Origin of the sequence: Pedobacter sp. KBW06, assembly GCF_003852525.1 — a bacterium.
Lineage (GTDB): Bacteria > Bacteroidota > Bacteroidia > Sphingobacteriales > Sphingobacteriaceae > Pedobacter.
In genome coordinates this window covers 379,546-405,003 of sequence record NZ_QAJL01000002.1, presented here as the reverse complement: position 1 = coordinate 405,003, position 25,458 = coordinate 379,546, and the positions used below count along the sequence as shown (strand labels likewise).

Annotated in this window: 22 protein-coding genes and 1 tRNA gene; 15 read left to right on the top strand and 8 right to left on the bottom strand. The window is 42.7% G+C overall.

Going from position 1 to position 25,458, the window contains the following annotated elements; all coding sequences use genetic code 11:
- Positions 1-99: 99 nt before the first annotated feature.
- The 4 genes from DBR43_RS11765 to DBR43_RS11750 all read left to right on the top strand — a co-directional run bounded on the left by DBR43_RS11765 (position 100) and on the right by DBR43_RS11750 (position 2,992).
- Positions 100-1,656, top strand: a complete 1,557-nt coding sequence (locus tag DBR43_RS11765) for a sulfatase (RefSeq protein ID WP_233602951.1) — start codon at positions 100-102, stop codon at positions 1,654-1,656.
- Positions 1,657-1,700: 44 nt separating this feature from the next.
- Positions 1,701-2,264 (top strand): Crp/Fnr family transcriptional regulator, encoded by a 564-nt coding sequence (locus tag DBR43_RS11760; protein ID WP_124581061.1) that lies wholly within the window; start codon positions 1,701-1,703, stop codon positions 2,262-2,264.
- Between the two features lie 139 nt (positions 2,265-2,403).
- On the top strand, positions 2,404-2,817 hold the full coding sequence (locus DBR43_RS11755; RefSeq protein WP_148090763.1) for a YybH family protein: 414 nt from the start codon (positions 2,404-2,406) through the stop codon (positions 2,815-2,817).
- 102 nt (positions 2,818-2,919) lie between these two features.
- A tRNA-Phe gene (locus DBR43_RS11750) sits at positions 2,920-2,992 on the top strand.
- A 142-nt stretch (positions 2,993-3,134) separates the two neighbouring features.
- Here DBR43_RS11750 and DBR43_RS32925 read toward each other — a convergent pair.
- The 4 genes from DBR43_RS32925 to DBR43_RS11735 form a co-directional block, all read right to left on the bottom strand.
- The gene (locus DBR43_RS32925; protein WP_158622487.1) at positions 3,135-3,284 is read right to left on the bottom strand and encodes a hypothetical protein; all 150 of its coding nucleotides are present in this window, start codon (positions 3,282-3,284) and stop codon (positions 3,135-3,137) included.
- Positions 3,285-3,374: 90 nt separating this feature from the next.
- Positions 3,375-4,523, bottom strand: a complete 1,149-nt coding sequence (locus DBR43_RS11745; RefSeq protein WP_124581058.1) for a PepSY-associated TM helix domain-containing protein — start codon at positions 4,521-4,523, stop codon at positions 3,375-3,377.
- A 61-nt stretch (positions 4,524-4,584) separates the two neighbouring features.
- Positions 4,585-5,817, bottom strand: coding sequence for a hypothetical protein (locus tag DBR43_RS11740; protein ID WP_124581056.1), 1,233 nt, complete (start codon positions 5,815-5,817; stop codon positions 4,585-4,587).
- Positions 5,818-5,832: 15 nt separating this feature from the next.
- On the bottom strand, positions 5,833-8,181 hold the full coding sequence (locus tag DBR43_RS11735; RefSeq protein WP_233602950.1) for a TonB-dependent receptor: 2,349 nt from the start codon (positions 8,179-8,181) through the stop codon (positions 5,833-5,835).
- A 498-nt stretch (positions 8,182-8,679) separates the two neighbouring features.
- Between DBR43_RS11735 and DBR43_RS11730 the strand changes: the two genes are divergently transcribed.
- Together DBR43_RS11730 and DBR43_RS11725 are read left to right on the top strand one after the other, a co-directional pair.
- Positions 8,680-9,909 (top strand): right-handed parallel beta-helix repeat-containing protein, encoded by a 1,230-nt coding sequence (locus DBR43_RS11730; RefSeq protein WP_233602949.1) that lies wholly within the window; start codon positions 8,680-8,682, stop codon positions 9,907-9,909.
- Positions 9,910-9,949: 40 nt separating this feature from the next.
- Complete coding sequence (locus tag DBR43_RS11725; protein WP_124581052.1) at positions 9,950-10,192, top strand: hypothetical protein; 243 nt, start codon at positions 9,950-9,952, stop codon at positions 10,190-10,192.
- 71 nt (positions 10,193-10,263) lie between these two features.
- Here DBR43_RS11725 and DBR43_RS11720 read toward each other — a convergent pair whose 3' ends face one another.
- The 3 genes from DBR43_RS11720 to DBR43_RS11710 are packed head-to-tail and all read right to left on the bottom strand — an operon-like array spanning position 10,264 to position 11,488.
- Entirely contained in the window at positions 10,264-10,503 is a 240-nt protein-coding gene (locus tag DBR43_RS11720; RefSeq protein WP_124581050.1) for a hypothetical protein, read from the bottom strand.
- Between the two features lie 42 nt (positions 10,504-10,545).
- Entirely contained in the window at positions 10,546-10,995 is a 450-nt protein-coding gene (locus DBR43_RS11715; RefSeq protein ID WP_124581048.1) for a hypothetical protein, read from the bottom strand.
- 4 nt (positions 10,996-10,999) lie between these two features.
- Positions 11,000-11,488 (bottom strand): CHRD domain-containing protein, encoded by a 489-nt coding sequence (locus DBR43_RS11710; protein ID WP_158622486.1) that lies wholly within the window; start codon positions 11,486-11,488, stop codon positions 11,000-11,002.
- A 149-nt stretch (positions 11,489-11,637) separates the two neighbouring features.
- Between DBR43_RS11710 and DBR43_RS11705 the strand changes: the two genes are divergently transcribed.
- The 9 genes from DBR43_RS11705 to DBR43_RS11665 all read left to right on the top strand — a co-directional run bounded on the left by DBR43_RS11705 (position 11,638) and on the right by DBR43_RS11665 (position 24,438).
- Positions 11,638-12,249 (top strand): RNA polymerase sigma factor, encoded by a 612-nt coding sequence (locus tag DBR43_RS11705; protein ID WP_124581044.1) that lies wholly within the window; start codon positions 11,638-11,640, stop codon positions 12,247-12,249.
- 5 nt (positions 12,250-12,254) lie between these two features.
- The gene (locus tag DBR43_RS11700; protein WP_124581042.1) at positions 12,255-13,253 is read left to right on the top strand and encodes a FecR family protein; all 999 of its coding nucleotides are present in this window, start codon (positions 12,255-12,257) and stop codon (positions 13,251-13,253) included.
- A gap of 133 nt (positions 13,254-13,386) precedes the next feature.
- Positions 13,387-15,921 carry a TonB-dependent receptor gene (locus DBR43_RS11695; RefSeq protein ID WP_233602948.1) on the top strand — a complete coding sequence of 845 codons (2,535 nt, stop codon included), beginning with the start codon at positions 13,387-13,389 and terminating at the stop codon, positions 15,919-15,921.
- 3 nt (positions 15,922-15,924) lie between these two features.
- A complete protein-coding gene (locus tag DBR43_RS11690; protein ID WP_124581038.1) occupies positions 15,925-16,764 on the top strand; it encodes a DUF4249 family protein in 840 nt (279 codons plus the stop codon).
- A gap of 108 nt (positions 16,765-16,872) precedes the next feature.
- Positions 16,873-19,398, top strand: a complete 2,526-nt coding sequence (locus tag DBR43_RS11685) for a DUF5686 family protein (protein WP_124581036.1) — start codon at positions 16,873-16,875, stop codon at positions 19,396-19,398.
- Positions 19,399-19,423: 25 nt separating this feature from the next.
- On the top strand, positions 19,424-20,089 hold the full coding sequence (locus DBR43_RS11680) for a sphingomyelin synthase family protein (protein WP_233602947.1): 666 nt from the start codon (positions 19,424-19,426) through the stop codon (positions 20,087-20,089).
- Positions 20,090-20,145: 56 nt separating this feature from the next.
- Positions 20,146-21,180 carry a LacI family DNA-binding transcriptional regulator gene (locus DBR43_RS11675; protein ID WP_124581034.1) on the top strand — a complete coding sequence of 345 codons (1,035 nt, stop codon included), beginning with the start codon at positions 20,146-20,148 and terminating at the stop codon, positions 21,178-21,180.
- A 125-nt stretch (positions 21,181-21,305) separates the two neighbouring features.
- The gene (locus DBR43_RS11670; protein ID WP_124581032.1) at positions 21,306-22,313 is read left to right on the top strand and encodes an LLM class flavin-dependent oxidoreductase; all 1,008 of its coding nucleotides are present in this window, start codon (positions 21,306-21,308) and stop codon (positions 22,311-22,313) included.
- A gap of 244 nt (positions 22,314-22,557) precedes the next feature.
- The gene (locus DBR43_RS11665) at positions 22,558-24,438 is read left to right on the top strand and encodes a 7TM diverse intracellular signaling domain-containing protein (protein WP_124581030.1); all 1,881 of its coding nucleotides are present in this window, start codon (positions 22,558-22,560) and stop codon (positions 24,436-24,438) included.
- Here DBR43_RS11665 and DBR43_RS11660 read toward each other — a convergent pair.
- Entirely contained in the window at positions 24,421-25,272 is an 852-nt protein-coding gene (locus DBR43_RS11660; RefSeq protein WP_124581028.1) for a ThuA domain-containing protein, read from the bottom strand. The genes DBR43_RS11665 and DBR43_RS11660 overlap by 18 nt on opposite strands.
- Positions 25,273-25,458 lie beyond the last annotated feature (186 nt).

Genomic DNA, 25,458 nt, shown 5'->3' with positions numbered 1-25,458 from the left:
TAATTTCCCAATCATCATTCTCATTTCTTCAGTTGCCCGTTAAATTTTCCCTTTGTCCGCAACCCGGAAATTGAATTTTTCGTACCTTCCAATTTTAACATGATCAGATCTCAGTTTATGAAGCACCAGGGGAAGAAATTCGTTCTTATTTTATTTGTGGCCCTGTTTTTTAGCGTAGCCGCACATGCACAGCAAAAACCTAATGTAATTGTTTTTCTGGTGGACGATATGGGCTGGCAGGATACCTCTCTGCCTTTCTGGACGCAAACAACACCCTTAAATAAGCGCTACCATACGCCAAACATGGAACGGCTGGCAAAAGAAGGCATGAAATTTACAAACGCCTATGCCACGCCTGTATGTACACCAACCAGAATCAGCCTGATCAGCGGGATGAATGCAGCACATCACAAAGTGACCAACTGGACATCCCCCCAGAATAATGTCTCCTCTGACAATGAAGATGAGCAGTTTCTGCCGGCAAACTGGAACTATAGCGGCCTGAGCCCAAAACCCGGAGTTCCCCATACAATTTATGCTACACCCTACCCAAAGCTCTTAAAGGAGGCGGGTTATTTTACCATACATGTGGGGAAAGCACATTGGGCATCCATCGGCAGTCCGGGTGCAAATCCCTATAATCTTGGCTTTATGGTAAACATTGGAGGCCATGCTGCCGGACATCCCCAAAGTTATTACGGACAGGATTTTTATGGGAATAAGCCGGGTAAAAACACCCTGCAATCGGTGCCCGATCTGGAAGAGTATTATGGCACAGAAACCTTTTTAACGGAAGCTTTAACCCTTGAAGCACTGAAAACACTGGATGCCCCGATTAAGAACAAACAGCCTTTTTACCTGAACATGGCGCATTATGCGATTCATACACCGATCCAGGCCGATGAACGGTATTATCAAAAATACATCACTGCCGGACTGGCTCCTGTAGAAGCAAAATATGCCTCTTTAATTGAAGGAATGGATAAAAGTCTGGGAGACATCATGGATTATCTGAAAGCAAAAAAGGCAGATCAGAATACCATCATTATTTTCATGAGCGACAACGGTGGATTGAGCCTGGTACCGCCAAGAGATGGGACCGCACATACACAAAACCTGCCGTTAAAAGCAGGTAAGGGTTCTGTGAATGAAGGCGGAATCCGGGAGCCGATGCTGGTAAAATGGCCAGGGGTGACCAAGCCCTCCAGTGTAGCCAATCAATATGTCATCATAGAAGATTTCTTCCCTACAATATTGGAGATGGCAGGCATCAAAAATTATAAGACCCTGCAGGAGATTGATGGAAAGAGTTTTGTGCCGATCCTGAAGGATGCGAGTTATACCGACAATCAGCGGGCTTTATACTGGCATTTTCCAAATAAATGGATTCCGGTAGATGGCCCGGGAATTAATTATAAAAGTGCCATCAGAGTAGGGGACTGGAAGCTGATCTATAACATGCGGGATGGAAGTACTGAACTTTACAACCTGAAAGAAGACATCGGTGAGCAGAAAAACGAAGCCACGGCCTATCCTGAAAAGGTAAGGACGATGGCTGGGCAACTGGGGACCCAGCTGAAAAAATGGGAAGCCCCGATGCCGGTGGAAAAGGCAACAGGAAAGGCAGTAGCCATGCCTGCCATGATTGGAAACTAAGAAAATGAGCCAATTGAAAAACTATCTTTGAATAAAATAAAAGAATGATAGAATTGCTCCTGAAATGTCTTAAGGATGATTTTGATTTCCCCCTGGGGGAATTTTCGGAGGTTAAAACACACTTTGTTTTCTCCAGAAAGAAGAAAAAGGATTTCCTGCTGCAGGAAGGAGCGCTGTCGACAGACTATTTCCTGATCATGGACGGTTATGTACGTACGTTTTACCTGTCGGAAAATGGAACAGAAGTAACGACTGAGCTTTTGGGAAAAGGAGAGTTTGCTGCGTCAATGTACAGCATACTGAAAAAGACAGCTTCTTTTGAAAATATTCAATGCCTTACGGATTGCCTGATCGTGAAGATTGCAGAATCTTCCTTTGAGACCTTAGCTTTAAAAGATCCAAGGTGGATTCAGTTTGGAATGAAATGCCTGAAAACGGCCTTGCTAAAAAAGGAAGAACGAATCCTGACCTTCGGGAAACTAAAAGGTAAAGCACGTTATGCCAAGCTCATCAAAGAAAAACCGGATTTTGTGCAGCATATTCCGGTTCAGTATCTTGCTTCTTACCTCGGAATGAAACCAGAATCGTTAAGCCGCATCAGAAGCTAAGTCCCGTTTTCCTAACAATTGTTATTTTTTATATCCAGGGTTCTGCAGAGTTTTGCAACCAGGGTCAAGGCTCGCTTAACTGCATTTAATCAGGTTTTTTGCATTCTTTTTTTTAACGCTGCCTGTTTTAGCCTTTGAAATGACCTTTAAGAAAACAATGGAAGAATTTGACAGAAAAACACCGGCTGGTGCGGTAGGGTATTTTAGAGATTGTCTGAAAAACGGAAATGTAGCGGGGGCATTGGCATGTTTTGATCCGCAGGGGCTGTATATAGACCGCAGTGGCAAAGAAATGAAAGGCTTGCAGCAGATTGAAATGGCGATGAAGAGTTTGTGCATCCTGAAGCCTTTAATCGTCGGATCGTCGGCACATATCACGATCGTGGAGGACCTTGCCATGTGGATGGATAAATGGACAATGAGGGGGAAAACTCCCGATGGGCATCATTTGGAGATGAACGGACATACTTCCTGCATTTTAAAGAGAAATGAAGCCGGAATCTGGTTGTGGCTGGTAGACAACCCTTTCGGAGCAGCAATTCTGGAAGATTAGCGGATCGAAATCAGTATTTTAAATTATTTTCAAAAAAGATTTTGTTTTTAGAAAAAAGACCCTACATTTGCAATCCCAAACAATGGGACAAGAAATTAAAACGGTGCGGTAGCTCAGTCGGTAGAGCAAAGGACTGAAAATCCTTGTGTCGCCGGTTCGATCCCGGCCCACACCACTTCAAAAGCTTCAGGGAAATCTGGAGCTTTCTTGTTTTATACGCTTTTTTATCATTCCTGGGAATGCAGGTAAATTGGAAATTAATAAGCATAAAAAAAGGANNTCCTTTTTTTATGCTTATTATCGATTTTTATATTTCATTATAGCATACTAAATATAACACTATTGATAAATTGCTTTGCTTCTTCAGCTTTTTCCGGAAATAAAACCCTGTCTTTTAGCTTATCTGCAACTAAAGATAATAGTCCTGATTCCGTAATTGTAACCATTTCTGTTCCTTTAATTTCCATAGCGTAAAGTTAAGTGTTGTTTTTTACAGTTAGACCGGGATGAACACCTAACCTTTAGGATGAAAAGGCCAGGTGAAATATTATTGCTGATTATACAGCAGCTAATGCTGCTTGTTTAGGCTTTGTTTTACTTTTGCTTTTACTCTTTTTCTTTTTCCCCCACCAGATGTAGAATCCGGTAATCGGTAAACTCGCACAGATCAGACTGGCTAAGAAGTATAGGATTTTGGTAGTCAGGCCACCAATCGCCCCTACATGTATCGCATAATTGAGCTTGCGTACCTGATCGGGGAATTTAAGGTCCCCAAGTCTTTTTGTTGAATTAGGCAGGAGCTCCAGGGTTAGGGGATCAAAATTAAGATCCCTCCAGAAGCCCATGGTCATATCAGTACAGGCATAGATGGCCTCATCTGGTTCTTCTGCAAAATGTATGATGACCTGGTCTTTATTATACAACGCGATTTCATTGACTACTTTATTATAAATCAGGTCTGCATTTTGTAAGGCGCTATTGACCGAGGGGCCGGAAACTTCTACTTTTTGTCTCCTTGGTCTTGAACCATTTTCGCCTCCTGTGAGCCAGTAAACGCCTTTACCGAACCAGGAGAAACTCATCACCAGGCCGGTAACTGCCATTAGTATGGCCAGCAGCAGGGAATAGAAACCCAATACATTATGGAGGTCATAATTTACCCGCTTAAAGCGTGCTTTCCATTTGATTTTAAAGCTTTGGTCGCGGGTGGACTTGGTCCATTTTTTTGGCCACCATAATACGATTCCGCTAATCAGCAATAAAAAGAAGACAAATGTAGACCAACCTACAATTTGTTTGCCCAGCTTGCCTTCAATCCAAAGGTGCCGGTGTCCTTCATCCATAAAATGGAAGAAGTCGTCATGATCAACCATGGCAATGACTTCGGCAGTATATGGATTTACATAGACCATTGAATCGGATTCATGGACGCTGAAATGTGCGGTACGACCTTCTCCATGATACCATACCGATTCGATATGCTTTCCAGGCAATGCCTGTTCAACTGCACGGTGCAATACAGAAGGGGCCAATACTTTAGCATCTTTGGGGCGTTCGGCATGAAGCCATGGATAGGCAAGGCTTTTGATTTCCTGTTCAAATACCAGGACGCATCCGGTGATGCTGAGAATAACGACTACAATTCCTGAAGCTAATCCCAGCCAAAGGTGTAACCATGCGTTTATTGCGGATAGTTTGGATTTCATCTCTTAAAATAAACGGCAGAGCAACACTGTAGGTCGCTCTGCCGTGATTTTTTTGTGGTTATTAGTTTAACTTATAAAGCACAGGGGTGTCTCCATCGCCACCTTCAACTTTTGCTCCTTTTGTCAGTTTATCAGTATTCGAGTCATATTCCCAGATGTAAATGGCATCTGCTTTAGCATCATTTACTGCGATATAAACTTTGCCGTTATGAACTACTGCCGAACGGGAATTCAACAGCAATGGAAAGTCAAGTTTTTTCACGATTTTTTGTGAATTTACGTCAACCACGATATATTCCCACATTGGTTTATACCACCAGTCATTTTTCTCTTTAACTTGATTTTTGGCATCACGGGCATTGATCAATAAAGCTTTTCCATTTCCAAGGTATTCTACACCAAGTTGGTTGTCACCCTGAGTAAGTGCACTGATGTTGAAGAAATATCCCGGATCTAAAACTGTAGAGCCGTCCTTGATGCGGTAAAAACCAGTAGGCATATTGGGCTTGTTTCCACCCAGCATTGGCATAGGATGGGTAAGCACATATGTATTACCCTGATCGCTGAACTTGTGGAAATATCCGTTACGTAAAGCGCCCGGAGGAGCAGAACGCGTATCCTTTCCTGTGATTTTAAAATTAGCCAGGGTTGGATAGTCAACAGCTGCGGTGTAAGCAGTGTCGTAAGTCAGTTTGGTAACTTCGTTTCTTACCATAAAAGTAAGAAATACCTTCCCACCTTGTGGAGTGATGGAGTTAATTGATAAGGTATGGTCTTTTGGTAATTCTTTTCCGGTATCAAATACACCACTTTTGATGATGGTCATGTTGTCTGTATCGATCACCGCATATTCGCTATTGCCACGTCCGCCGATCATCAGGGTTTTACTGTCGATCCAGGTGTGCCAGCCAAGGTATAAATAAGACATTGCCGAAAATGGAATTTCTTTTATGGTCTGTAATACTCCGTTTTCAAAGTTGTATTTACCGAATTTGCCGCTATTTGGCTCAACGGTATAGAAATATTTGCCTTTCTGGATGATGTTCTCACCCCAGGTAAAAATATTGGTTACATCGGTTCCTTTTCCTACAGGGGTAATTACGCCCGACATTAAATCATGGATTGGCAGAAGGTATGAACCTTTAGAGGTACTGTAATGTATGGCGAATTCTGGTTTGCCCTCCGGAGTGGGTCCGGTATCGCCTCCTTTAGATTTGCTGCAGGCCGTAATTGATGCAGCTACAAATAATGCACCTGCAAAAAGCAGACTGCGGTTCTTGGTTTTATTAAACATATTTATATTGATTTATTAAAATGAATTGATGTTATATCTTAGTTTTAAAAAGAATGCCCGTCCAGGTTTTTGCTGTTTGAAGACATCATAGGCAATCTGGTCGGTCAGGTTGCGGGCCTCTCCGGTGATGTTGTATCGGCCATTCTTAAGGGAATAAGTAAGCGCGATGTTTTGTATCCATTGGGCCGGGATGTAATCTTTAGTCTTCTCATCCCCTAATTTTGACCAGCTTAAGGAATAATCGTTCACAAACTGCATATACCAGTTAAATTGAAGACGGTTGCCCTTTTTACCAAATACATTGCTTTTTCCTAAGCTTACATCAGTATTCCCGTACAACCATGGTTCGTTCGGGGTACGGCTGCCATAAGTTATCTTTTCTCTGTTGGTCCCTTGTACATACTTTTCACGGTCCACAGCATCGTAATAACTCATGTTGACCAACGCTGATAATAAATCGCCATAAGTGTATTTTAACTCAAAATCAGCTCCTTTTATTTTTATTCCGCCTTCATTTGCTGATTCGGAATAGGCACCCTGAGAATTGCTGTATGCTCTGGAAATGATATAGTCTTTTGCATTTCTGTAAAACACCGATCCGTCAGCACTAAAACGATGCTTGCCAATGGTTTTACCAAAGAAAAGACCTAGGTTAAAGTTGTCGCTGTTTTCAGGCTTAAGTTCACTGTTACCGATTACATCCAGGCCATTTCCGAACAATTCTACCATACCAGGAAGTCGGTAAGCATGTTCATAAGAGGCTTTGATGCCCAATTCTTCTGTTATTTTATAAGTAGAAGCCAGTCCGTATCCATAGTATGCTGCGGTTTCAGCAGGCTTATTGGAGTCTGGCCGGCCACTGAAGCCAAAGTATTTACCAAAAAATGAATTGGTTAGTTTGTTGTTAAAGAAGGTTTGCTGATAGTTTAAGCCCAGAACTGTTTTGTTGACACGATTGGTTTTATTGTAAGTCTGGTTATAGGGGTCAATCTCATCATAGCCTTCGCGGGTAGTCGTGTTCAGGTTATAATTCAGATTGAAAAGGTGCTGATCAGAAAGCTGATAGTTCAGATTTAGCTGAACCAGGGCATTGTTGTTATTGTAGTGCAGGATAGATTTATTGCCCATTTCCCCTCTGTTGGGATATTTTGGATTTGGCAATTCATCCGGTTGGCCATTCCAGCGGTAAGAGAAAAAGGAACTCGTATCTGTTCTCACTTCCTTACTGATCGACATGTTCGCAAAAACGGTAGCCGATAAGCCATCCACTAAGATCCTGTTTTTACGGTAGCGAAAACTAGGAACAATACTGTAGCTATTGGCGTCAACATTTCCATATATCTTCTCTTGTGTGGCACCTGTTTGGCGCTCGTTTTTTACGTTATTATAAGTTAAGCCCAATACGGCAATGTCTGCCCATTTTTTATCGGCAACACCCAATTCCAGCTGGCCCATATAAGACTGATAGTCGTTATGGAATCTTTTAGCCGACGACAGGGTGTCGAAGCCTGATTTGTCTTTACTCGGAACCTGCAGGTATACATTCGCTTTTGGATAGCTTCTCATTTTATAACTGTTGTCGGAATAGTTATAATAGGAGTTTACATTCACCTTCAATCCACTTTTTGGATAAGTATAGCTGCCACTTACAGCGGTACGGTGGGTGTTGAAAGAACCGTAACTATAACTTACATCTAGTGACTTTCCACGGTCGCGATTGGTGACGATGTTCACCGCCCCGCCTAATGCATCTGAACCCAGATAAGGAGGTACCACTCCTTTGTAAACCTCTATACGTTCTGCAATATTGATTGGAATGTTATTGAAGGACATTCCGCTGCCATAAGATTCCAGAGGGATTCCATCAATAAAAAACTTAATATGGTTACCTGAAAGCCCATTGATAGAAAAGGAATAGTTGGAGCCTAATCCACCTTGCTCGCGGATTTTAACCCCGGTGCTTCGGCTCAATACCTGATTGATATCGGAATTTGTATTGGCATATTGTTTGGTCTCGATCACGTTGACCGCATAACCGGATTCTTTAATCTTCGTCGCTTTGGTCTTTCCGTTAATCGCTACATTCTGTAATTCGTTCTGGCTCCCCTTTAAAGAAAAATTTAAAGAAAGCGTTTCCGATTCTTTAAGTACAACTTTCTGCTCCAGCTTTTTGAAACCTACCACGCTGATCTGAATGGTATAAGATCCGGGTGATAAATCCTGGAATTGATAATTACCTTGCTGGTCGGTGGCGACCGTTTTGTTAACAGGGAGCAACTTGATTGTCGCGAATGAAATGCCTTGTCTTTGCTCGTCGGAGACCTGTCCTTTGATGCTGCTTTTGATCAATTTCTGCGCTTGCACACAAAATATACAGACGCATAGCACGCCTGTTAGCAAGATTTTTTTAATTTGCATTACTTTTAGATGTTTCGATTTAAGAGTAACCCTTTTCAGGGCTTGGGTCATACAGCTGCGAACTGTATGGCCCTTTTTAATTAATAATTATCACAAGTCCCCTGTTTCCCCTACGTTATTTAGACTTTTTTTAAATAAGCTCTGTTTTTTCTTTTTACATGCGGCTCCTTATTTCCCTTAAATGGAGTTCTTTCTTGTTTTAAGGCAGATTTTTCCTACTTTTTTGGCTTAATAAATTTATGCTGATCAATTCTGCATTTGTCTGGAAAAACTGAAATAAAATGTTTTACGGACATCCCGGGTAATGAGGGAAAGGAAAATAAGAACCGATTACGACCCTCATATACCTGAATTGGAACCCCCTTGTTTATGAAATTCCTGCGCAATTTTATTAAGCGGGGATCATCATCTCTGCGCTGACCTGCTAAACCTTAAAACCAAATAATGATGAAAACTACTTCCAATTACCTGCTTAGGGCAATGCTCTTTATCGTATCCTTCTCTTTTGCCTGTAAGAATTCCGGTCTGGATGAAATGAATCCCGCTCCGCAAAAAGCGCTGAAAACAGCAGCCCTTGCTGCTGTGGCAGATCATGTCATTGAAACAGGGATGAGCCTGGCACAAATTAATGCAGTGATCGCCGGTGCCAGTTCCGGACAAACGGTGTTGGTGCAACCGGGCACTTATTCGATTACCGGCAAAATTGTAATGAAAGCCGGGGTTTCATTGGCCAAACAAACCAGTACCAACCCGATTTTCGACGCGAGTGCTTCAGCTGCTATTTTGACGATGAGTTACACCTCAGACATTAGCAATTGTCTGGTTTCCGGGATCACTTTCTGGAACATCAGGTTTTCTATGATCGGGGCTGCAGGCACTTCTTTTAAGTACTGCATTTTTGATTATGGGAAACGGGCCCCGAATACCAATAAAACAAACAACTTAAAAGATGCTTACCTGGAATTCAGGGATGCAGACCTGAGCCTGGTGAGCAATTGTGTGTTTTGCCACAGGGCCGCAGATCCGGGGAGGGGAGTCTGGTTGAAAAACACGACGAATTCCAAAATCATCAACAATACATTTGGCAATGGGGGGACTACAGGATACTTCGTGACTGCCATTAATGACAATAGCCAGAGCAATTCCTTAATCGATGGAAATACGCTGACCAGAAATCCAGGCCTAAGTCTGGTGGACAGCCTTACGGATCACGGGATGTATGCGCATAGTTTTAACGGATTGACGATCTCGAACAATACCGTTTCCGGATGGCCGGCAAATGGAAGCGGCGGAAGTATTAAAGCCAGGAACGGACAAAACCTCAATATTTCAGGCAATACCCTGAATGATTCGGGAATCCTACTTTATGAATATTCCAACAGTCCATCTTTTCCTTACCTCAAATATGTAGTTGTTTCTAACAATACCATTAACATTGCAGGGGCTGCAAACGATATGTATCATGGGATTGGGTATTACCGCGACAATACCATTCACTCCGAGTACTCGATTAATATTTCCGACAACCTGCTGCCTAACGGAACAATCTATGCCGCAGGATCGGCCATTAATGTTGCTGATTTCAATGCTGCGGGGGGCGGCGTATTTCACAACGATACGGCAACCGGGTATCTGCTGCTCAAAACCGGAATCAATAATTCAGGAAATTACTAATTGGCTTAGGACTTTTTTATACTCTTGTTGTCATAACGTTATGAGGAAGATCTACTTGTTATTCCTGGCGTTGTTTTTATTCAGCTCCTGCACGGCATTGAAAGAACTACATTCCGAGCGAATGTCCAGGCCCGATTCCCAGTTCAGGATTCATGCCATCAGCCCGCTGATGAATGGATATTGTCTGCTCAGCGGACAGGATGACGATCATAACCAATATAGTTTTATCGCTAAGGATATTCCACATACCCTGAAAATCGGCGATGTCTATTCTATGAAATAAAATCAAGATGTTAACCTATAAAAAAGACCCGGATGATTGATCATCCGGGTCTTTTTGTAAGCTGCCGGGGCTTAACCCTTTTTTGATGGCTTCCCTGTTGCAGGAGCAGCCGGTTTCTGACCTTTATCCGCTTTGCTCTGCGATTTGCTGTCTTTTGCCGGAGCCTCTTTTTTTATGGTGTCTTTTTTTGCCGGAGCTTGTTTCGGTCTGTTTTGTGCCATTGCACTCATACCGATTGGCATTACTGCACAGAAGATAGCCGCAAGAATGGAACCTTTTAAAATGGACTGGATGTTCGAATTGTTTTTCATAATGATTTAATTTAATTGTTGTTTTAAGGTGTTTTATTGTTTTTATGGCTTGATCAATACCAATGCTTTATTTTGTTCAGTATACTTTTTTACCTTCCCGTTTTTGGTATGGAAAACACTGATTCTGTCATTTGGTAAATCAATACTCAAGGTATAATCGTTATTGGCGCAATTGTGCTGCTCGCAACCTGTGGTTGATATGATGTTGTTTTCAACGCTGATTGGCGTTTCTGTATTCCAGTATTTAATCATCAGATCATAATCTTTACCCAATAACTGCTGAAGCCTTGGTTTCAGCCTTACATTTTTCAGCAATGCAACCTCATTGGGATACCTGCCGGTATAAGCGGCCAGATCTGCCAGATCAGAAGTGATCGGTTTGGCATCTATAATCTCAATTTTTGTATTGCTCTTATTTAATCTTTGCTTTTCAGTACATGAACTGGCCAGCAAAATGGTCATGGTCAGGGCTGCTAAAAATGTGCGGTTCATCTCTTTATTTTTTAAGGAGTAATTGTCCCCTGATTTCACCGGCAGGGAATTTGGTTGAAGTGAGGTTGAGGTAGACTTTGTCTTCCAGTAAGGCTTTTTCTCCGGCATCATTTAATACCACAGAACCGATAGAAGGGAGGGAGTATTTTGCACCTTCTTTCTTCAGGTTCACGACCAGGGTGCCCAGTTCTGTTGCTGTTCCAAGATGAAGGTTGGCACTTTCCGGATCAATGTCGCTAAAGCGAAGGTTATACCTCAGTGTTTTGTTTGATTTTAGGTAAGTAGCAGAAAATATAGCCGTTGCGGCAGAACCGGATTTGGTATTCGTTGCATTCACCACGGAAGTGATGTTGTATTCAATTTCTTTTTTGCTGGCAGGACCCTGTGTTTTTTTCTTACAGGCGCTGAACAGCGCAAGTGTACAGCAAATCGCGCTAAGCATTAAAATTGGTTTTCTGAAGGAAATTCCTTTTGGATAGATGAGTGTTTTCATTAACATAAAAATTAAATTTGTTTTTGTTAGTAAGACACCCCTTCGTTTTAAAAGTCTTAGTCTTTTATTTTTAAAAAAAATATGAAGATTTCAGTAGGACTTAAATGAGTTTAGGTTGTCATCATGTATATATAGACTAAGGAATACTTATGACTGATCAGGATACTGAGCTCATAGAGGGGATCTGCCGAAAGGATAAACGGAGTTTTGAGTTGCTTTACAAAGGGTATTATAAAAAATTATACGTTCTGGCATTTCAGTATGTACGGCAGCCGGAAATGGCTGAAGAGCTGGTGAACGATGTCTTCCTGAAGCTTTGGAACGATGCCGAGCAATTGAACATCAGGCAATCCCTGAGTTCTTATTTGTCCAGGTGCATTATCAATACAGCGCTGAACAGCATAAAGAAAGAAAACCGGAAGGCTTTTCATCAGGAGAAATTTCTGTTGGGTTACGAGGAGTCTGAAACAGAAAATGACGAAGCTCAAATCCTGGAAAATAAACTGATCAGACTGGAAAAGGCATTGGACAGTCTTCCTCCTCAGTGTAAGAAGGTCATCATGATGAGCAAGTTTGATAAATGTAAACAACAGGAAATCGCAGATGCCTTAAATATTTCGGTTAAAACAGTGAAAAGCCACCTCACCAACGGGTACGAAAAAATCAGGGTCATGTTGTCAAAAGAGCAGGTGTTGTTTTTCTTTCTATTTCTTTTATTCGCAGTTGAATTAAGACTTCTGCACTTAAACATTGTCTTATAACTATCATGGAAGAAATTAATCACCCAAATCAAATCCCCTACCATCTGATCATGGATGAAATGGAAGGGAAAATTTCAGAGACCGGCCTCCAGGAGTTGGAGCGCTGGAAAGCAGCCGATCCGGCGCATTTGCGGAGCTACCAGGAAATTGCTGATATCGCCGATCATGCGGAATTGTTAAAGGCATACCGGGAGGCAGATCCGGAACTGGCCTGGCAAAAGTTTAACCCCTCGATTCCTGCAGAAGCAAAAATTGTTCGCCTTCATCCGGAAAAGAAAAACAGATTGTTCTTCCTGAAATGGGCTGTTGCTGTCGTAATGGTGATTTCAGGAGCGCTGTTGCTGGCAAATCGGAGCGGATGGATTGGAAGCCAGCGCATCAGCACCGGAAAAAATGAGCAGCAAAAACTAACCTTACCGGATGGTACGGAAATATTTATGAATGCCAATACAACGGTTTCATATCATAAACGTGGGTTCCTGAAGGCAAGAAATGTGGAGCTGGAAGAAGGAGAAGCTTATTTCAACGTAACTCACGACGAGAAAAGCCCTTTCTCTATCAAAGTGGGTGAGCTGAGGGTAAATGATCTTGGAACGAGCTTCAACCTGAAAGTAGAACCTAAGCAAGTAGTGGTCGTTGTAAATTCCGGGAAAGTTTCTTTGGAAAAAGCTAAGGATACAGAGACAATTCTACTGTCTCCTCAGGATAGAGGGACTTTCAATAAGGAGACAAAAGAAATGAGCTTTGCCAAAAACAATGACCTCAATTACAGGGCATGGCATGACAAAACCTTACATTATGAAAAAGCACCTTTGTCCGAAGTTTCTGATGACATGAAGGAATTATTCGGGACACACATTATTTTTCAGGATACTACGTTAAAGGAAAGGACCTTAAGTGCTTACTTTAAGGATAAGACCGAAGACGAAATTATGAACAGCATCGGCGAAACATTAAGGTTAAAAGTGACCAAAAGAGATGGTACATTTGTTTTATCTAATTAAATCAGGAGCCTATTTTTAAATTATACATTTTAACCATCATTACAATATAATTGTTAATATGATTTCTTTTCTCCCTCATTTCTGAATGAAGGTCTTCTGCATTCGGCAATCCATGGTCATTAAATTTATGGCCATGGTTTTTCTTGTTTTAACGATAGGAGGGATAGCAAAAGCTCAGAATATTCCTTTAAGAAAAAAAATGACCGTTCGTTTCTCCAATGTCACACTGGAGGAAGCCCTGAACCTGTTGAATGCAGACCATACTACCCCGCTGTCTTTTGATCCGGCGATTATTCCTTCCGGGAAAAGATTTAACCGGTCTTTTTCCGATACCCCCCTTGCCCTGATTCTGGAGTTCCTGCTGGCTGAAACCGGCCTTTCTTATAAATTTCTTTTCCGGGAAGTGATTATCCTGCCCATGGAGGAGAATAAAACCACGCTGAATGGCCGTATTGTAGATGCTGAAACGGGAGAGGATTTGATTGGCGCCAGTTTTTACATCGAAAGTCTGAAACAAGGGGTAAACAGTAACAACTATGGTTTCTACTCCCTGACTGTGCCTACCGAAGATTATGAAATCCTGGTCAGCCATGTGGGCTATTCCTCACAGCGACTGAAGTTCTCTTTACAGTTTCCGAACCACCTTCAAATGATCCGATTGAAGAAACAAGTCAATAAACTGGAAGAGATCGTGGTAAAGGCGGTACAGAGTCCGGATTCTATCGCGGCCAAAAATCCGGGTCAGTCCCTGAATTGGGAATCACTGAGGAATGCACCCTATTATAGAGGCGAGGCTGATGTGATCAAGGCGCTCCAAATGCAAAACGGAATTGTTGGTTTAACAGAAGGCAGCAGCCAGATGTTTATCCGGGGAGGAAATAAAGATCAGAACCTGATCTTACTGGATGAAGCCATTGTCTATAATCCGGCGCATCTGTTTGGATTGACCTCCATTTTTAATCCGGATGCGCTAAAAAATATTCAGACCTATACCGATGCCATACCGGCCAATTTCGGGGGACGTTTATCTTCGGTGATTGATGCGAGGATGGCTGATGGGGATGACAAGAACTTCCACATTAAGGGAGGAATCAGTTTGCTGGCGGCAAGGGTTTCAATGGAAGGGCCTCTGGTAAAGGAAAAAGGCTCTTTTTTGTTTGCTGCCCGCAGGAGCCTGAGTAATGTGCTCAGCAAAGACCTGGAACTGTTTGATTTGAAACCCGCTTATCATGATTTCAATTTTAAAGTAAATTACAGGTTCAATACCCGGGACCGGATCTTTTTCTCCTCCTATATCGGAAGAGACAAGGTGAGGTCGCAAAATGGTTATTTTAACCGCTGGGGGAATCAAACGGCTACCTTACGCTGGAACCATATCTTTACGCCGAGGCTGTTCTTAAACTTATCGGCGATCTATAGCAATTATAAAAACCAGCTGTTTATCAATGCAGATTCTCCGGCAGGGATGGACAAATGGATCACCGGGATTAAAGATGCCACGGTAAAAGGAGATTTTATCTTCTATCATAAACCTCAAAGTCAGTTTCAGTTTGGCTTTAGCAGCATTCTTCATCTTTTTATTCCGGGAGAAATCAATCGGGAGGATCAGACCAGTATCCCCCGTGCAAGGGCGGCCGAATCTGCGGTTTATGGCTCCCACCGCCTGTTTATAGGCGAAAAAATAAGACTTTTATATGGTTTAAGAATGGGGATGTTTCAAAATATTTCTACGCCGAAGCTGTTTTATTTCGACGAATTCTACGAACCGATTAACTACGAGGAAGATGTTAGAGGTGGCTATAAACGTTTTTTCAGACTTGAACCTCGTTTCTCGTTCCAATACATGCTGCAACCTTCCAGCTATCTGCAGTTCAATTACAACCGGAATTACCAGTACCTGCAATTGGTGCAAAATGACGAACTGGCATTTTCATCACTGGAAAGCTGGATTCCATCGAGCCCCAACCTGAGGCCACAGCAATCGGATATGTTTTCTCTGGAATATAAAAAACGGCTCCCTTTTGGCAGCATCTCCCTGAGCGGCTATTATAAAAAGATGCAAAATCAGCTCGAGATGATCGACCATGCCCAGCTGATCAAAAATCCTGCTGTAGAAATGTTACTCCGTCCGGGTACATCGCAAGCCTATGGTCTGGAGTTTATGCTCTCGAAAGATGTTGGCCGCTTTAAAGGAAGCCTTTTCTATACCTGGTCCAGGGTCTTTCGCCAGATTGATCAGATTAACCAGGGAAAGAGATATCCGGCAGGATACGACATCCCACATGTGGCAAAGCTTTCCCTGGGATACCAGATTTCTGATCAGCTCTCTGTGAATTCCTTTTTTACCTATAACAATGGAAGACCAGTGACATTTCCCATCGGATATTTTTTGCAAAAAGATGTAAAGGTGCCGATCTACCCGGAGCGTAATTCTGCAAGAATGCCCGATTTTCACCGCCTGGACATTAGCATGAAATGGGAACCTTCTCTGGGTAATAAAACAAAAAAATGCTGGACCAGTAGTTTTAATATCGGCCTGTATAATGTTTATGGAAGGAAAAACCCATTGGTGTACAGACTTAGCCAGAACAATCCGGAGGATTTACAGTTTGATCAGCAGATCTTTTCGGGAAGAACACTGGCCCTCAGTTATAACTTTAAATTTTAGCACATGAAACTCAGCGCTGATTTATGGATCCTTGCCGTATTCCTTTTATTAACGGGATGTAAAAAGCAGGAAAACCCTTTCGTATCTCCCATGTACGACCTGATCGTAGAAGGAGGAATCAATACGTATAGTAAGCATCAGTATATCCGGCTGATTAAACCGGTGGGCTTTGCAAATGAAGAGGCTTCACTGAACCTGAACCCGATTAGTGATGCCCTGGTGAGTGTAAATGACGGCATTCGTGATGTTCCTTTTACTGAAATTCCGGGAACAGGGATATACACGGCTGTTATGGAGGATAACGACAGGTACTTTTCCGATTATACGCTGACCATTAAATACGATCATAAAGAATATAAAGCGGTGGACCAGCTGCGTCCGGTATTCCCCATTGACGCAAATTATATTCCGCTCTCTATCAAAAAGGCACAGGCGGGAGGAGTCCGGCTCACCATTCCCAAGCATACCTTTGGAACGACAAATGCACAGCAATGGCTGATCTTACCGGAAGGGAAATCATGGGATCCGGGTAAATTCAATGAAAGTTATCCTTATAGTTATTCTCATGTTTATGGTACGCCTAATGCTTTGCATCCATTGATTCAAAAGGCAAGAATTGTAGATTCCGGAATAAACGACAACCTGGTAATTTATAAGTATTCTATTTCGGATGACTATAGCATCTACCTCTACAGTGTGTTTCAGGAAACAGATTGGAAGGGTTTATTGTCTTCTATCCCCGGAAACGTAAAAGGCAATATTTCCGGTAATGCAAACGGTTTCTTTTATGCCATAGATGTAGAGGTGCAAACAAAATCTATCAAAGAACTGATGGGAAATTAAATTTTAAAATATTTCATTTCTGTTCTAAGACTTTTTGAACATTCCGTTGTCTTAAAGGAAAACACCAGATCGTGTGCGCTTTTTTATAGCCGCAGGTCGAACACATTTATGAAATATTTCACGTCGTTATTCTTCTTTTTTATCATTTCCGGGGTCCGCGCACAATCTGTTCAAATAAAAGGAAAGATCATCGATCAGTCCACAGGATTACCCTTATCTCATATCAATATCGGATTTTCAAATTCCAGCGTTAAATCACGCAGTGATGCCGAAGGAAAATATACCATCAGCACCAATGCAAAGGTTAAAGAGGTCAATTACTCTGGTGTCGGCTATAAAAAGCAGGTCAGGACGATTGGTAAAGCGGAGGTTCAGGAGTTCAACATCAGTATGGAACCACTCACGCAGGACCTCTCTGAAGTGAGCGTGGTGGCGGCCAAACAACCCCGGTACCGGAACAAAAATAACCCTGCCGTAGAACTGATCCGCAAGGTCATGGAGCATAAGGAGCGGAACAGTTCAAAGTTCCATAAAGAGATGGTTTACGAGCAATATGAAAAGCTAAATATGTCTTTGAGCATCAGCAGCGAGAAGGCTAAAAAATCTTCATTGCTCAAAAAACTTCCTTTTCTGATCAAGAACTCCGATTCATTAAGAAAGCCGGGAAAACATTTGATTCCGGTATTTATGCAGGAAAAATTAAGCCGGTATAAGTATTCGGGGCAGGGCCAGGATTCGACCCTGGTTCTGGGAGAGAAACAATCCAGAATAGACCAGTACATCGATGAGGATGGAATTAACGAATACCTGGAAAAAGTTTACCAGCGCGCAGACCTCTATGACCATGATATCGGTATGGGAAACCAGCGTTTTCTAAGCCCTATCGCCGATATGGCACCTCAGTTTTACAAGTATTTTATTCTGGATACGCTTAAAGATGTCTCCCCATGGCAGCTTAAGGTGATGGTTTCCCCAAAAAACAAACAGGATGTCCTCTTTATGGGGTATTTGTATGTGAGTCTGGATGGGCATTATGCGGTGCAAAAGGCTACACTTTCTGTAAATAACCAGATTAACCTCAATTGGGTAAGAGATTTGCAGATTACCTTGGACTACCGTCAGGATTCCTCCGGTCATTACCATCTTGGAAAAAGCGTGATGAGTATGGATCTCGGCATCTTTAAAGAGGGAACCAGCGTTTTTGGGGAAAGGACCATCATGATCAATGATTTTGTTTTTGGTCCGCAGGCCCTGCAAAAAAAGATAGGGCCGAATGTGATTGCCGATCAGAAAGTAAACCGTAAAACTGATGATTTCTGGGAAAAAGCAAGACATGAAAAGCTATCCTTAACAGAGCAGATGGCCTATACGAATATTGACAGCCTTAAAAGCTCGAAGCCTTTCAAGCGGAAAATGGCAGTGGCCGCGCTTTTACTTTCCGGTTATCTGACCAAAGGGCCGGTGGAGATCGGACCGTTTAATTCCTTTTTCAGCTTTAACCCTGTAGAAGGGGCGAGGTTCCGTTTTGGCGGCCGTACGACGGATGAGTTTAGTAAAAAGCTGGTCTTTGACGGCCATGCTGCCTATGGAACACGGGATCAAAAATGGAAGTATAGCCTGGGTGCCATTTATTCATTAACAGACCGCTCCATCTATCAGTTCCCGGTCAGGTCGCTGACGTTAAGGCATAGCTTTGAAACACAAATTCCGGGTCAGGAACTCAACTTCCTGGAAGATGATAATTTCCTGCTCTCTTTTAAAAGAGGGGTAAATGATAAATGGTTGTACAATAGAAAGTGGATGGCAGAATACCTGCATGAAACAGAACAACACATTTCCCTGCGGCTGAGCTATAAAAATCAGGCTTTGAACCCTGCAGGCGGACTTCGGTTTATTCCGCAAACGGAGATTCCTTCCCCGGCGATCCGGGAACTCCGTACTTCAGAGTTTTCCGCCGAATTGCGCTGGGCACCTCATGAGAAGTTCTATCAGGGAAAGAGGTTCAGGAGGCCGATCAACAACGGCCATCCTGTATTTACGTTAAGAGGAAGCATTGGCATGAAAGACTTTTTAGGTGGAGACTATAATTACCAAAGCCTGACCTTGAATGTGGCCAAACGTTTCTTCTTTTCTCAGTTTGGATTTTCGGACGTAGTGCTGGAAGGAGGAGCCGTGTTTGGCAAAGTTCCTTATCCTTTGCTAAACATCCACCGTGCCAACCAGACCTATGCTTACCAGCTGACTTCTTATAACCTGATGAATTTTATGGAATTCATGAGCGACCGTTATGCGAGTCTGAACCTGCAGCATTCATTTAATGGTTTTTTCCTGAATAAAGTGCCCCTTATCAAGAAACTGCAATGGAGAGAGGTGATCTCGGTCAAAGTCTTAACCGGAAGCATCGGCGCCGGAAATGATCCGGCAAAGAACCCTCAGCTGTATCGCTTCCCTTTCGATGAGCATCAAAGACCCCGCTCTTTTGAGATTGGAAATGTGCCTTATGTTGAGGGAAGTGTGGGTGTTTCTAATGTGTTTAAATTTCTGAGGGTGGATTTTGTAAAACGCTTTACGCATTTGAATAACCCCGGCGTAAGCCCATGGGGAATTCGTGCAAAAATTAATGTAGACTTCTAATCTTATGAAAATTCAAATATCGACAATGACATGGCGACAAGCATGGAACAACGCGGCTTTTAAAGCCAAATTGTTTTTAGGTGTTTTTATAATGGGATTGCTGGCTTTTTTTCTGCCGGTTTTCTTTGCCGAGATCGAGCAAAGAGATGGATTGGTGCTGAGCGATGAATTGTTAAAAGTGATCCCTTCCTATGATGTTTCTATCATGATCTTTATCGTCCTTTACGGAGGAATCTTATGGCTGATCAGGGACGTGATCCGGAATCCCATGGTCTTCCTTACCGTACTTTGGGCCTATGTATTTTTATGTGTCAGCCGCATCGTGACGATTAGCCTGGTTCCCCTCGACCCGCCAGTCGGACTGGTGGAAATGTGGGACCCGCTGTCCATCTTTTTTTACCATACTAAAATCATTACCAAAGACCTGTTCTTTTCCGGACATACTTCTATTTTATGTCTGCTGGCTTTATGTCAGCAAAATAAACAGAGAAAGCTGATCGGATTTGGGATGACCTTCCTGATGGGGATCCTGTTGTTAATTCAACATGTCCATTATACGGTAGATGTTCTGGCTGCTCCTGTCTTTACGGTATTCTTCTGGTACCTGATCAGCATCTCGGGTATCCAGCTTGGGGTATCAGAGTTTAGTGCAGTAAGAAGTTCCCGTTCTGCCGATTCATCGGGATTGTAAGATTTTTTTAATAAATTGTCTCTACTTTTAGCCCCCATACTAAATGATCTATACAGATGATGAATAAAAAAGTCTCTATCAAAGATATTGCAAGACTTACCAATACCTCTATTACGACCGTTTCTTTTGTGTTAAATGGGAAAGGACACATTAGTAAAGAGATCATTAAAAAGGTACTCGATAAGGCACAGGAAATCGGATATGAACCCAATCGTATGGCCATCGGCTTGCGCACCGGGGTCTCTAAAGTGATTGGGCTGGTGGTTGAAAATATCGGTGGGCCTTTTTTTGGAGAGATGAGTAAAGTTATCGAGCAGGAAGCAGATAAGCTGGGCTACCGGATTCTTTACTGCAGTACAGACAACAGCATCAGTAAAGGAAAAGACGTGATCCGAATGCTGACCCAGCAATTGGTAGACGGATATATCATTACTCCCCTGAAAGGGCTGGAAGAAGATGTTCAGAAACTGGTGGATCAGGGGAAACCTGTGGTGCTTGTAGATGGCTACTTCCCTGGATTGAATATCCCGCATGTGCTGGTCGACAATTACAACAGTGTCAACAAGGCGGTAAATTGTTTCATTCAGGGCGGGTATAAAAGGATTGGTTTTGTGACCTCTGACCTTGATCTGATCCAGCTGCAGGACCGGCTGATGGGCTACAAAGCAGCTTTGAAGATGAATGGCCTGAAAGAAGAAAAGGAACTGATGCTGAGATTGCCTTATCAGATGGACAAAGATCAAAGTATTGAGGAGATCAAAAGCTTTATTGAAGCACACCCGGACATGGATGCCATTCTTTTTACCACAAACTACCTGGGCATTATGGGTTTGAGAAGTGTAAAAGAGCTGGGCTTAAATATTCCCTCGGATATCGCCATGATCAGTTTTGATGAGAGTGAGATTTTTAGTCTTTTTCCTCCGGGAATTACAACGATTCAGCAGCCGGTCTATCAGATTGCCAAACTGGCCATAGATATGCTGCTGTCCCAAATACGGAATGAAGAAAGTACAGATGCGAATGAAATGAAGCTGCAAATCCCCTCAAATCTGATAGAACGGGGATCTACCTCGAAGACGGTTTTGTCTTAGTCAGGAATGCCCAATTGTTTGACTGGTGTCTAAATAATTGAAAACATGTGAACTGAAAGTCATATCAGCTGCTGGCCCTTATCGGGGCGATGTTTTGGTTGTATTTTTGACTTTATTTTATTCACATGAAGAAACAACTGACTTCCATTCCTTATTCTGTATTGGATCTGGCTACCGTTATTGAAGGAAAAAAGCCTGCAGATACTTTTAAAAATAGTTTGAATCTTGCGCAACAGGCAGAAGGCTGGGGCTATCACCGCTATTGGCTGGCAGAACACCACAACATGATCAGTGTAGCAAGCTCTGCAACTTCAGTTGTGATCGGTCACATTGCCGGAGGTACTAAATCAATCAGGGTGGGGTCCGGTGGAATCATGCTGCCAAATCATTCGCCTTTGGTTATTGCCGAGCAGTTTGGAACTCTGGAGTCCTTGTTTCCGGGCAGAATTGACCTTGGACTGGGAAGGGCACCCGGGACAGATCAGTTAACCGCAATGGCGATCAGGGGAGAGCGTATGAATGCAGCCAATAGTTTTCCTCAGGATGTACTCAAGCTTCAGGCTTATTTCTCTGCAGAAAACAGTACGAGCAGTGTCCGGGCAATTCCGGGAGAAGGTTTGGACATTCCAATCTGGATTCTGGGTTCGAGTACCGACAGCGCCCGCCTGGCTGCGGCATTGGGTCTTCCTTATGCTTTTGCAAGTCATTTTGCGCCGGCACAATTCCTTACGGCCATCAATATTTACAGACAAAACTTTAAACCTTCGGATCATCTAAAAGAACCTTATGTGCTGGCTTGTGTCAATATCGTTGCAGCAGATACAGATGCGGAAGCCAATAAACTGGCTACTTCCCTATATCAGTTGTTCAGAGGAATCGTGACGGGTAAACGTTCTTTACTTCAGCCACCGGTAGAAACGATGGAGGGGATCTGGACAGCATATGAAGAAGAACAGGCAGAACAAATGCTGGCCTGCACTTTTACAGGAAATAAGGAAACGCTGAGCAGGGATCTGCAGGAGTTTCTGGATCAGACTCAGGTCGATGAACTGATGACAACCTCACATATTTTTGACCATCAGGCACGTTTAAAATCCTATCAGCTCTTATCAGAAGTCTTTAAAGGAATTTAAATTGTCGCTTCAGGTACAAATCATCCTTCTAGCAGGATTGTACCTGAAGCGTATCAGATGCCACATCTACAGCTTTACAACTGGCCTTTAAACTGAGCTTTAGCACTTTAGATTTTGAGATTAAAGCGTATCAATTTTGTGTCAATAATTTGATATTCAGTGTTTTGTGTGTTTTTCTTGTTGTTTGTTTCAAAAACTCTTTTAAATTTACGGCAACCAAACAGCCGCTTTAGCCTGAAATTAAATGAGAAAACCACATGACACGTCTTTACCGGGACTTTGTGTTAAAAGCATTTTGCTTACGTTCATCTTATGGGCCTCAGTAATGCAATGGGCTAAAGCCCAGCAGGTCGTAGAAATTAAGGACCAGACTCCACACCATATCTTCTCTTATGGAGAGATCCAATATCTGGAAGATAAAACCAATAGCCTGACGTTCGCGGATATCTTAAAGCCTGAGCTCAATTCCAGGTTTCAATCGAATAAAAACTATACCCCTAAAAATTACCATACCGGCTCTTCTTATTGGTACCGGTTCAAAATCAAGCACAGCAAAGCTTCCTCAAAGCATTGGATTCTTGAATTCTTTGACCAGTCTATTCACCATGTCAGTTTATTTGTTCCGGACACTGCAGAACAATATCGCGCACATTATTTTGGAACAGAATATGTCTTTAATAAAAGGGAATACGGACATAAAAATTTCACCTACGACCTGAAGAACAATTCCGATCTGGCACTTACCTATTATGTAAAGCTGAAATCTTCCCAGTCCGTAGGAGCCATCATTGTGCTCCGTGACGTGCATTGGTTCATTAAGTATGCACTCAATGAATACCTCATCTTTGGTTTGTTCTATGGGATGGTCATCGTATTTAGTTTGTACAACCTCCTGATGTTTTTTGCGGTGAGGCAGAGGCAATACCTATACTATGTATTGTACAACCTGAGTATTGGCTTGTATGAGATGAGCAGCGACGGAATTGCATTTCAGTACCTTTGGCCCAATGCCCCCTGGTGGAATGAATATGGTTTTGGTTTTGCCCTGTTCCTGAGCAGCGTTTTCGGATTGATGTTTACCCTTAACTTTCTCTATGTAAAGGCGAAAGCACCAAGGCTGTATACTTTGATTGTTGCGGTCATCGTCCTGAGAACAGTTTTCTTCATTTTATGCCTTTTTGATAAGCACCTTTTCAGCTATAAGTTAATTGAACTGATTCCTTTGCTCGTGGCCTATGGAACCGGGATTTATATCCTGAAGAACCGCTATAAACCGGCCAGGTTCTTTGTGATTGGTTATAGTTTTCTGTTGCTCGGTTTCGCTATAAAAATACTCTTGCTGCTGAATGTAAGCTGGCTGCCATATGGGCCAATCACCTATTACAGTCTGAGTTTTTGCTTTGTAATTGAAATGATCCTGGTTTCCTTTGCCATTGGTGAGAGCATCAGGACGCTCAGAAAGAAAAAGGACAAAGCACAGAAACGGATCATCACACAACTTCAAATCAATGAACGGTTACAGGAAACCCTCAATAAAGAACTGAGCTCATTGGTAGAGATCAGAACCCGGGAGGTGAGGGATAAAGCGGCGATCATTGAAAAGCAGAATGAAGAAATTTCCCTCATGAATGCCATGCTGGAAAAAGACAACCAGGAGCTTCATCAGAATATAGAAAAGGTCACGAGAGCAAGGGTCATGTCGGATGAAGTGGATTTTGAGGAGTTCAGCAAAATTTACCCGGATCGGGAAACGTGTTTTAAGTATCTTTCTGAGTTAAAATGGGCAAAGGGGTACCAGTGTAGAAAATGTGCAAATGCGCATTTCCTCTCCGGTTTTCTTCCCTATAGCCGGCGCTGTACCAAATGTGGGTATGATGAGTCTGTAATTGCCAATACCATTTTTCAGAACAGCAGAATCCCGATTAACAAGGCATTTTACATGCTCTTTCTGGTGTATTCCACGAAAGGAAAGATTTCTTCCCACAAATTGTCTGAAATCCTGCTGATCCGGCAAAGTACCTGCTGGGCTTACAACAGTAAAATGCAGAAGATGCTGGAGGAACGCAAAAAAGAACTCCGGAATGCGGGAGAAGGAGGCTGGAGTAAGCTAGTTCTTGAATCCTGAGTTGTTTTTTCGGTTCCCAAGCCACAATAGCCCGTTCATGATGAATTTGTTCTGAATGGGGTTGTCGAAGGTCAGGGACAATTCTTTGTTGGTATGGTGCTCATAGTCGATGTCATTGTGCCCCATGTTTACATAGATCATCTTATACTTTTTATTGCTCCAGGCTACGGGATAATAACCGCTATGCCAGATCTCATGGGCTTTAGGCCCTGTACCCAGGGGAAAGCTGCTGCTGTCTACTGCCAGTAAGATGTCGATATCAGGATTCTTTCTTAAATCAAGTTCCCATCGGTACCATTCATTTGGAGATGATTTGAAGCGCTGTGGCAATTGCCGCAGCGCCGGATGTTTCCGGTTTTCTACCCTTAAGACCGCGGTTGTCGGCCGCCAGGTATTACTGCCATAGGCACCTGAACCCAGGAACTGATGATGATACCAGTTCCAGTTGTCAGGGAAAGCAGAGTCGGCCAATGAAAATGCGGCGAAATGAAAGCCCATCCATGCCCCTCCTTTCTCCATATAACTTTGGAAAGCAGCCCGTTGAGCAGGATCCTCCGGCCTGGTGTCCAGAAACAGCACGACCTGGTATTGCGACAGAAACTTTTCGTTCATATTGTTCCAGTTTGCAGTCGTATCGTATCGGAAATTGTATTGTGCCGCCATCTCAGGAAACCATTTGTTCGCTTCACGAACATAGCTGATGTGTGCCTGGTCATTCTTTGCGGTATAAAAAGCAATCACTTTAAATTTTGGTACAGGTTGGGCCATTACAAGTGTGCTGAAAAGCAGTAGAAATGACAACAGCCAGGGCTTGATTTTAAGGAATAAGTTCATGGGTTGAGCGGGGCTTTAGGAGTTCTTAACCAAATATATCATCTTTTGGGATATAATTGGCATCTCCATTTTTATGAAAACCCTGTTATAGTGGTTTAAATGGCGCTTTTTGGACTTAAATTTCCTTTTTTTTACACAAATTTTTAATGCTTTTTTACCGTATCGGACAAAAAATAACAAAGGGGC

What these genes read in the sequence shown, in the direction of transcription:
- DBR43_RS11765 (WP_233602951.1), top strand. Translation starts at nt 100, where the DNA reads ATGATCAGATCTCAGTTTATGAAGCACCAGGGGAAGAAATTCGTTCTT.
- DBR43_RS11660 (WP_124581028.1), bottom strand. Translation starts at nt 25,272, where the DNA reads ATGAACTTATTCCTTAAAATCAAGCCCTGGCTGTTGTCATTTCTACTG.
- DBR43_RS11740 (WP_124581056.1), bottom strand. Translation starts at nt 5,817, where the DNA reads ATGTTTAATAAAACCAAGAACCGCAGTCTGCTTTTTGCAGGTGCATTA.
- DBR43_RS11700 (WP_124581042.1), top strand. Translation starts at nt 12,255, where the DNA reads ATGGAAGAAATTAATCACCCAAATCAAATCCCCTACCATCTGATCATG.
- DBR43_RS11745 (WP_124581058.1), bottom strand. Translation starts at nt 4,523, where the DNA reads ATGAAATCCAAACTATCCGCAATAAACGCATGGTTACACCTTTGGCTG.
- DBR43_RS11755 (WP_148090763.1), top strand. Translation starts at nt 2,404, where the DNA reads ATGACCTTTAAGAAAACAATGGAAGAATTTGACAGAAAAACACCGGCT.
- DBR43_RS11705 (WP_124581044.1), top strand. Translation starts at nt 11,638, where the DNA reads ATGACTGATCAGGATACTGAGCTCATAGAGGGGATCTGCCGAAAGGAT.
- DBR43_RS32925 (WP_158622487.1), bottom strand. Translation starts at nt 3,284, where the DNA reads ATGGAAATTAAAGGAACAGAAATGGTTACAATTACGGAATCAGGACTA.
- DBR43_RS11680 (WP_233602947.1), top strand. Translation starts at nt 19,424, where the DNA reads ATGACATGGCGACAAGCATGGAACAACGCGGCTTTTAAAGCCAAATTG.
- DBR43_RS11730 (WP_233602949.1), top strand. Translation starts at nt 8,680, where the DNA reads ATGATGAAAACTACTTCCAATTACCTGCTTAGGGCAATGCTCTTTATC.
- DBR43_RS11715 (WP_124581048.1), bottom strand. Translation starts at nt 10,995, where the DNA reads ATGAACCGCACATTTTTAGCAGCCCTGACCATGACCATTTTGCTGGCC.
- DBR43_RS11685 (WP_124581036.1), top strand. Translation starts at nt 16,873, where the DNA reads ATGAAATATTTCACGTCGTTATTCTTCTTTTTTATCATTTCCGGGGTC.
- DBR43_RS11720 (WP_124581050.1), bottom strand. Translation starts at nt 10,503, where the DNA reads ATGAAAAACAATTCGAACATCCAGTCCATTTTAAAAGGTTCCATTCTT.
- DBR43_RS11760 (WP_124581061.1), top strand. Translation starts at nt 1,701, where the DNA reads ATGATAGAATTGCTCCTGAAATGTCTTAAGGATGATTTTGATTTCCCC.
- DBR43_RS11665 (WP_124581030.1), top strand. Translation starts at nt 22,558, where the DNA reads ATGAGAAAACCACATGACACGTCTTTACCGGGACTTTGTGTTAAAAGC.
- DBR43_RS11695 (WP_233602948.1), top strand. Translation starts at nt 13,387, where the DNA reads ATGGTTTTTCTTGTTTTAACGATAGGAGGGATAGCAAAAGCTCAGAAT.
- DBR43_RS11675 (WP_124581034.1), top strand. Translation starts at nt 20,146, where the DNA reads ATGATGAATAAAAAAGTCTCTATCAAAGATATTGCAAGACTTACCAAT.
- DBR43_RS11725 (WP_124581052.1), top strand. Translation starts at nt 9,950, where the DNA reads ATGAGGAAGATCTACTTGTTATTCCTGGCGTTGTTTTTATTCAGCTCC.
- DBR43_RS11690 (WP_124581038.1), top strand. Translation starts at nt 15,925, where the DNA reads ATGAAACTCAGCGCTGATTTATGGATCCTTGCCGTATTCCTTTTATTA.
- DBR43_RS11710 (WP_158622486.1), bottom strand. Translation starts at nt 11,488, where the DNA reads ATGAAAACACTCATCTATCCAAAAGGAATTTCCTTCAGAAAACCAATT.
- DBR43_RS11670 (WP_124581032.1), top strand. Translation starts at nt 21,306, where the DNA reads ATGAAGAAACAACTGACTTCCATTCCTTATTCTGTATTGGATCTGGCT.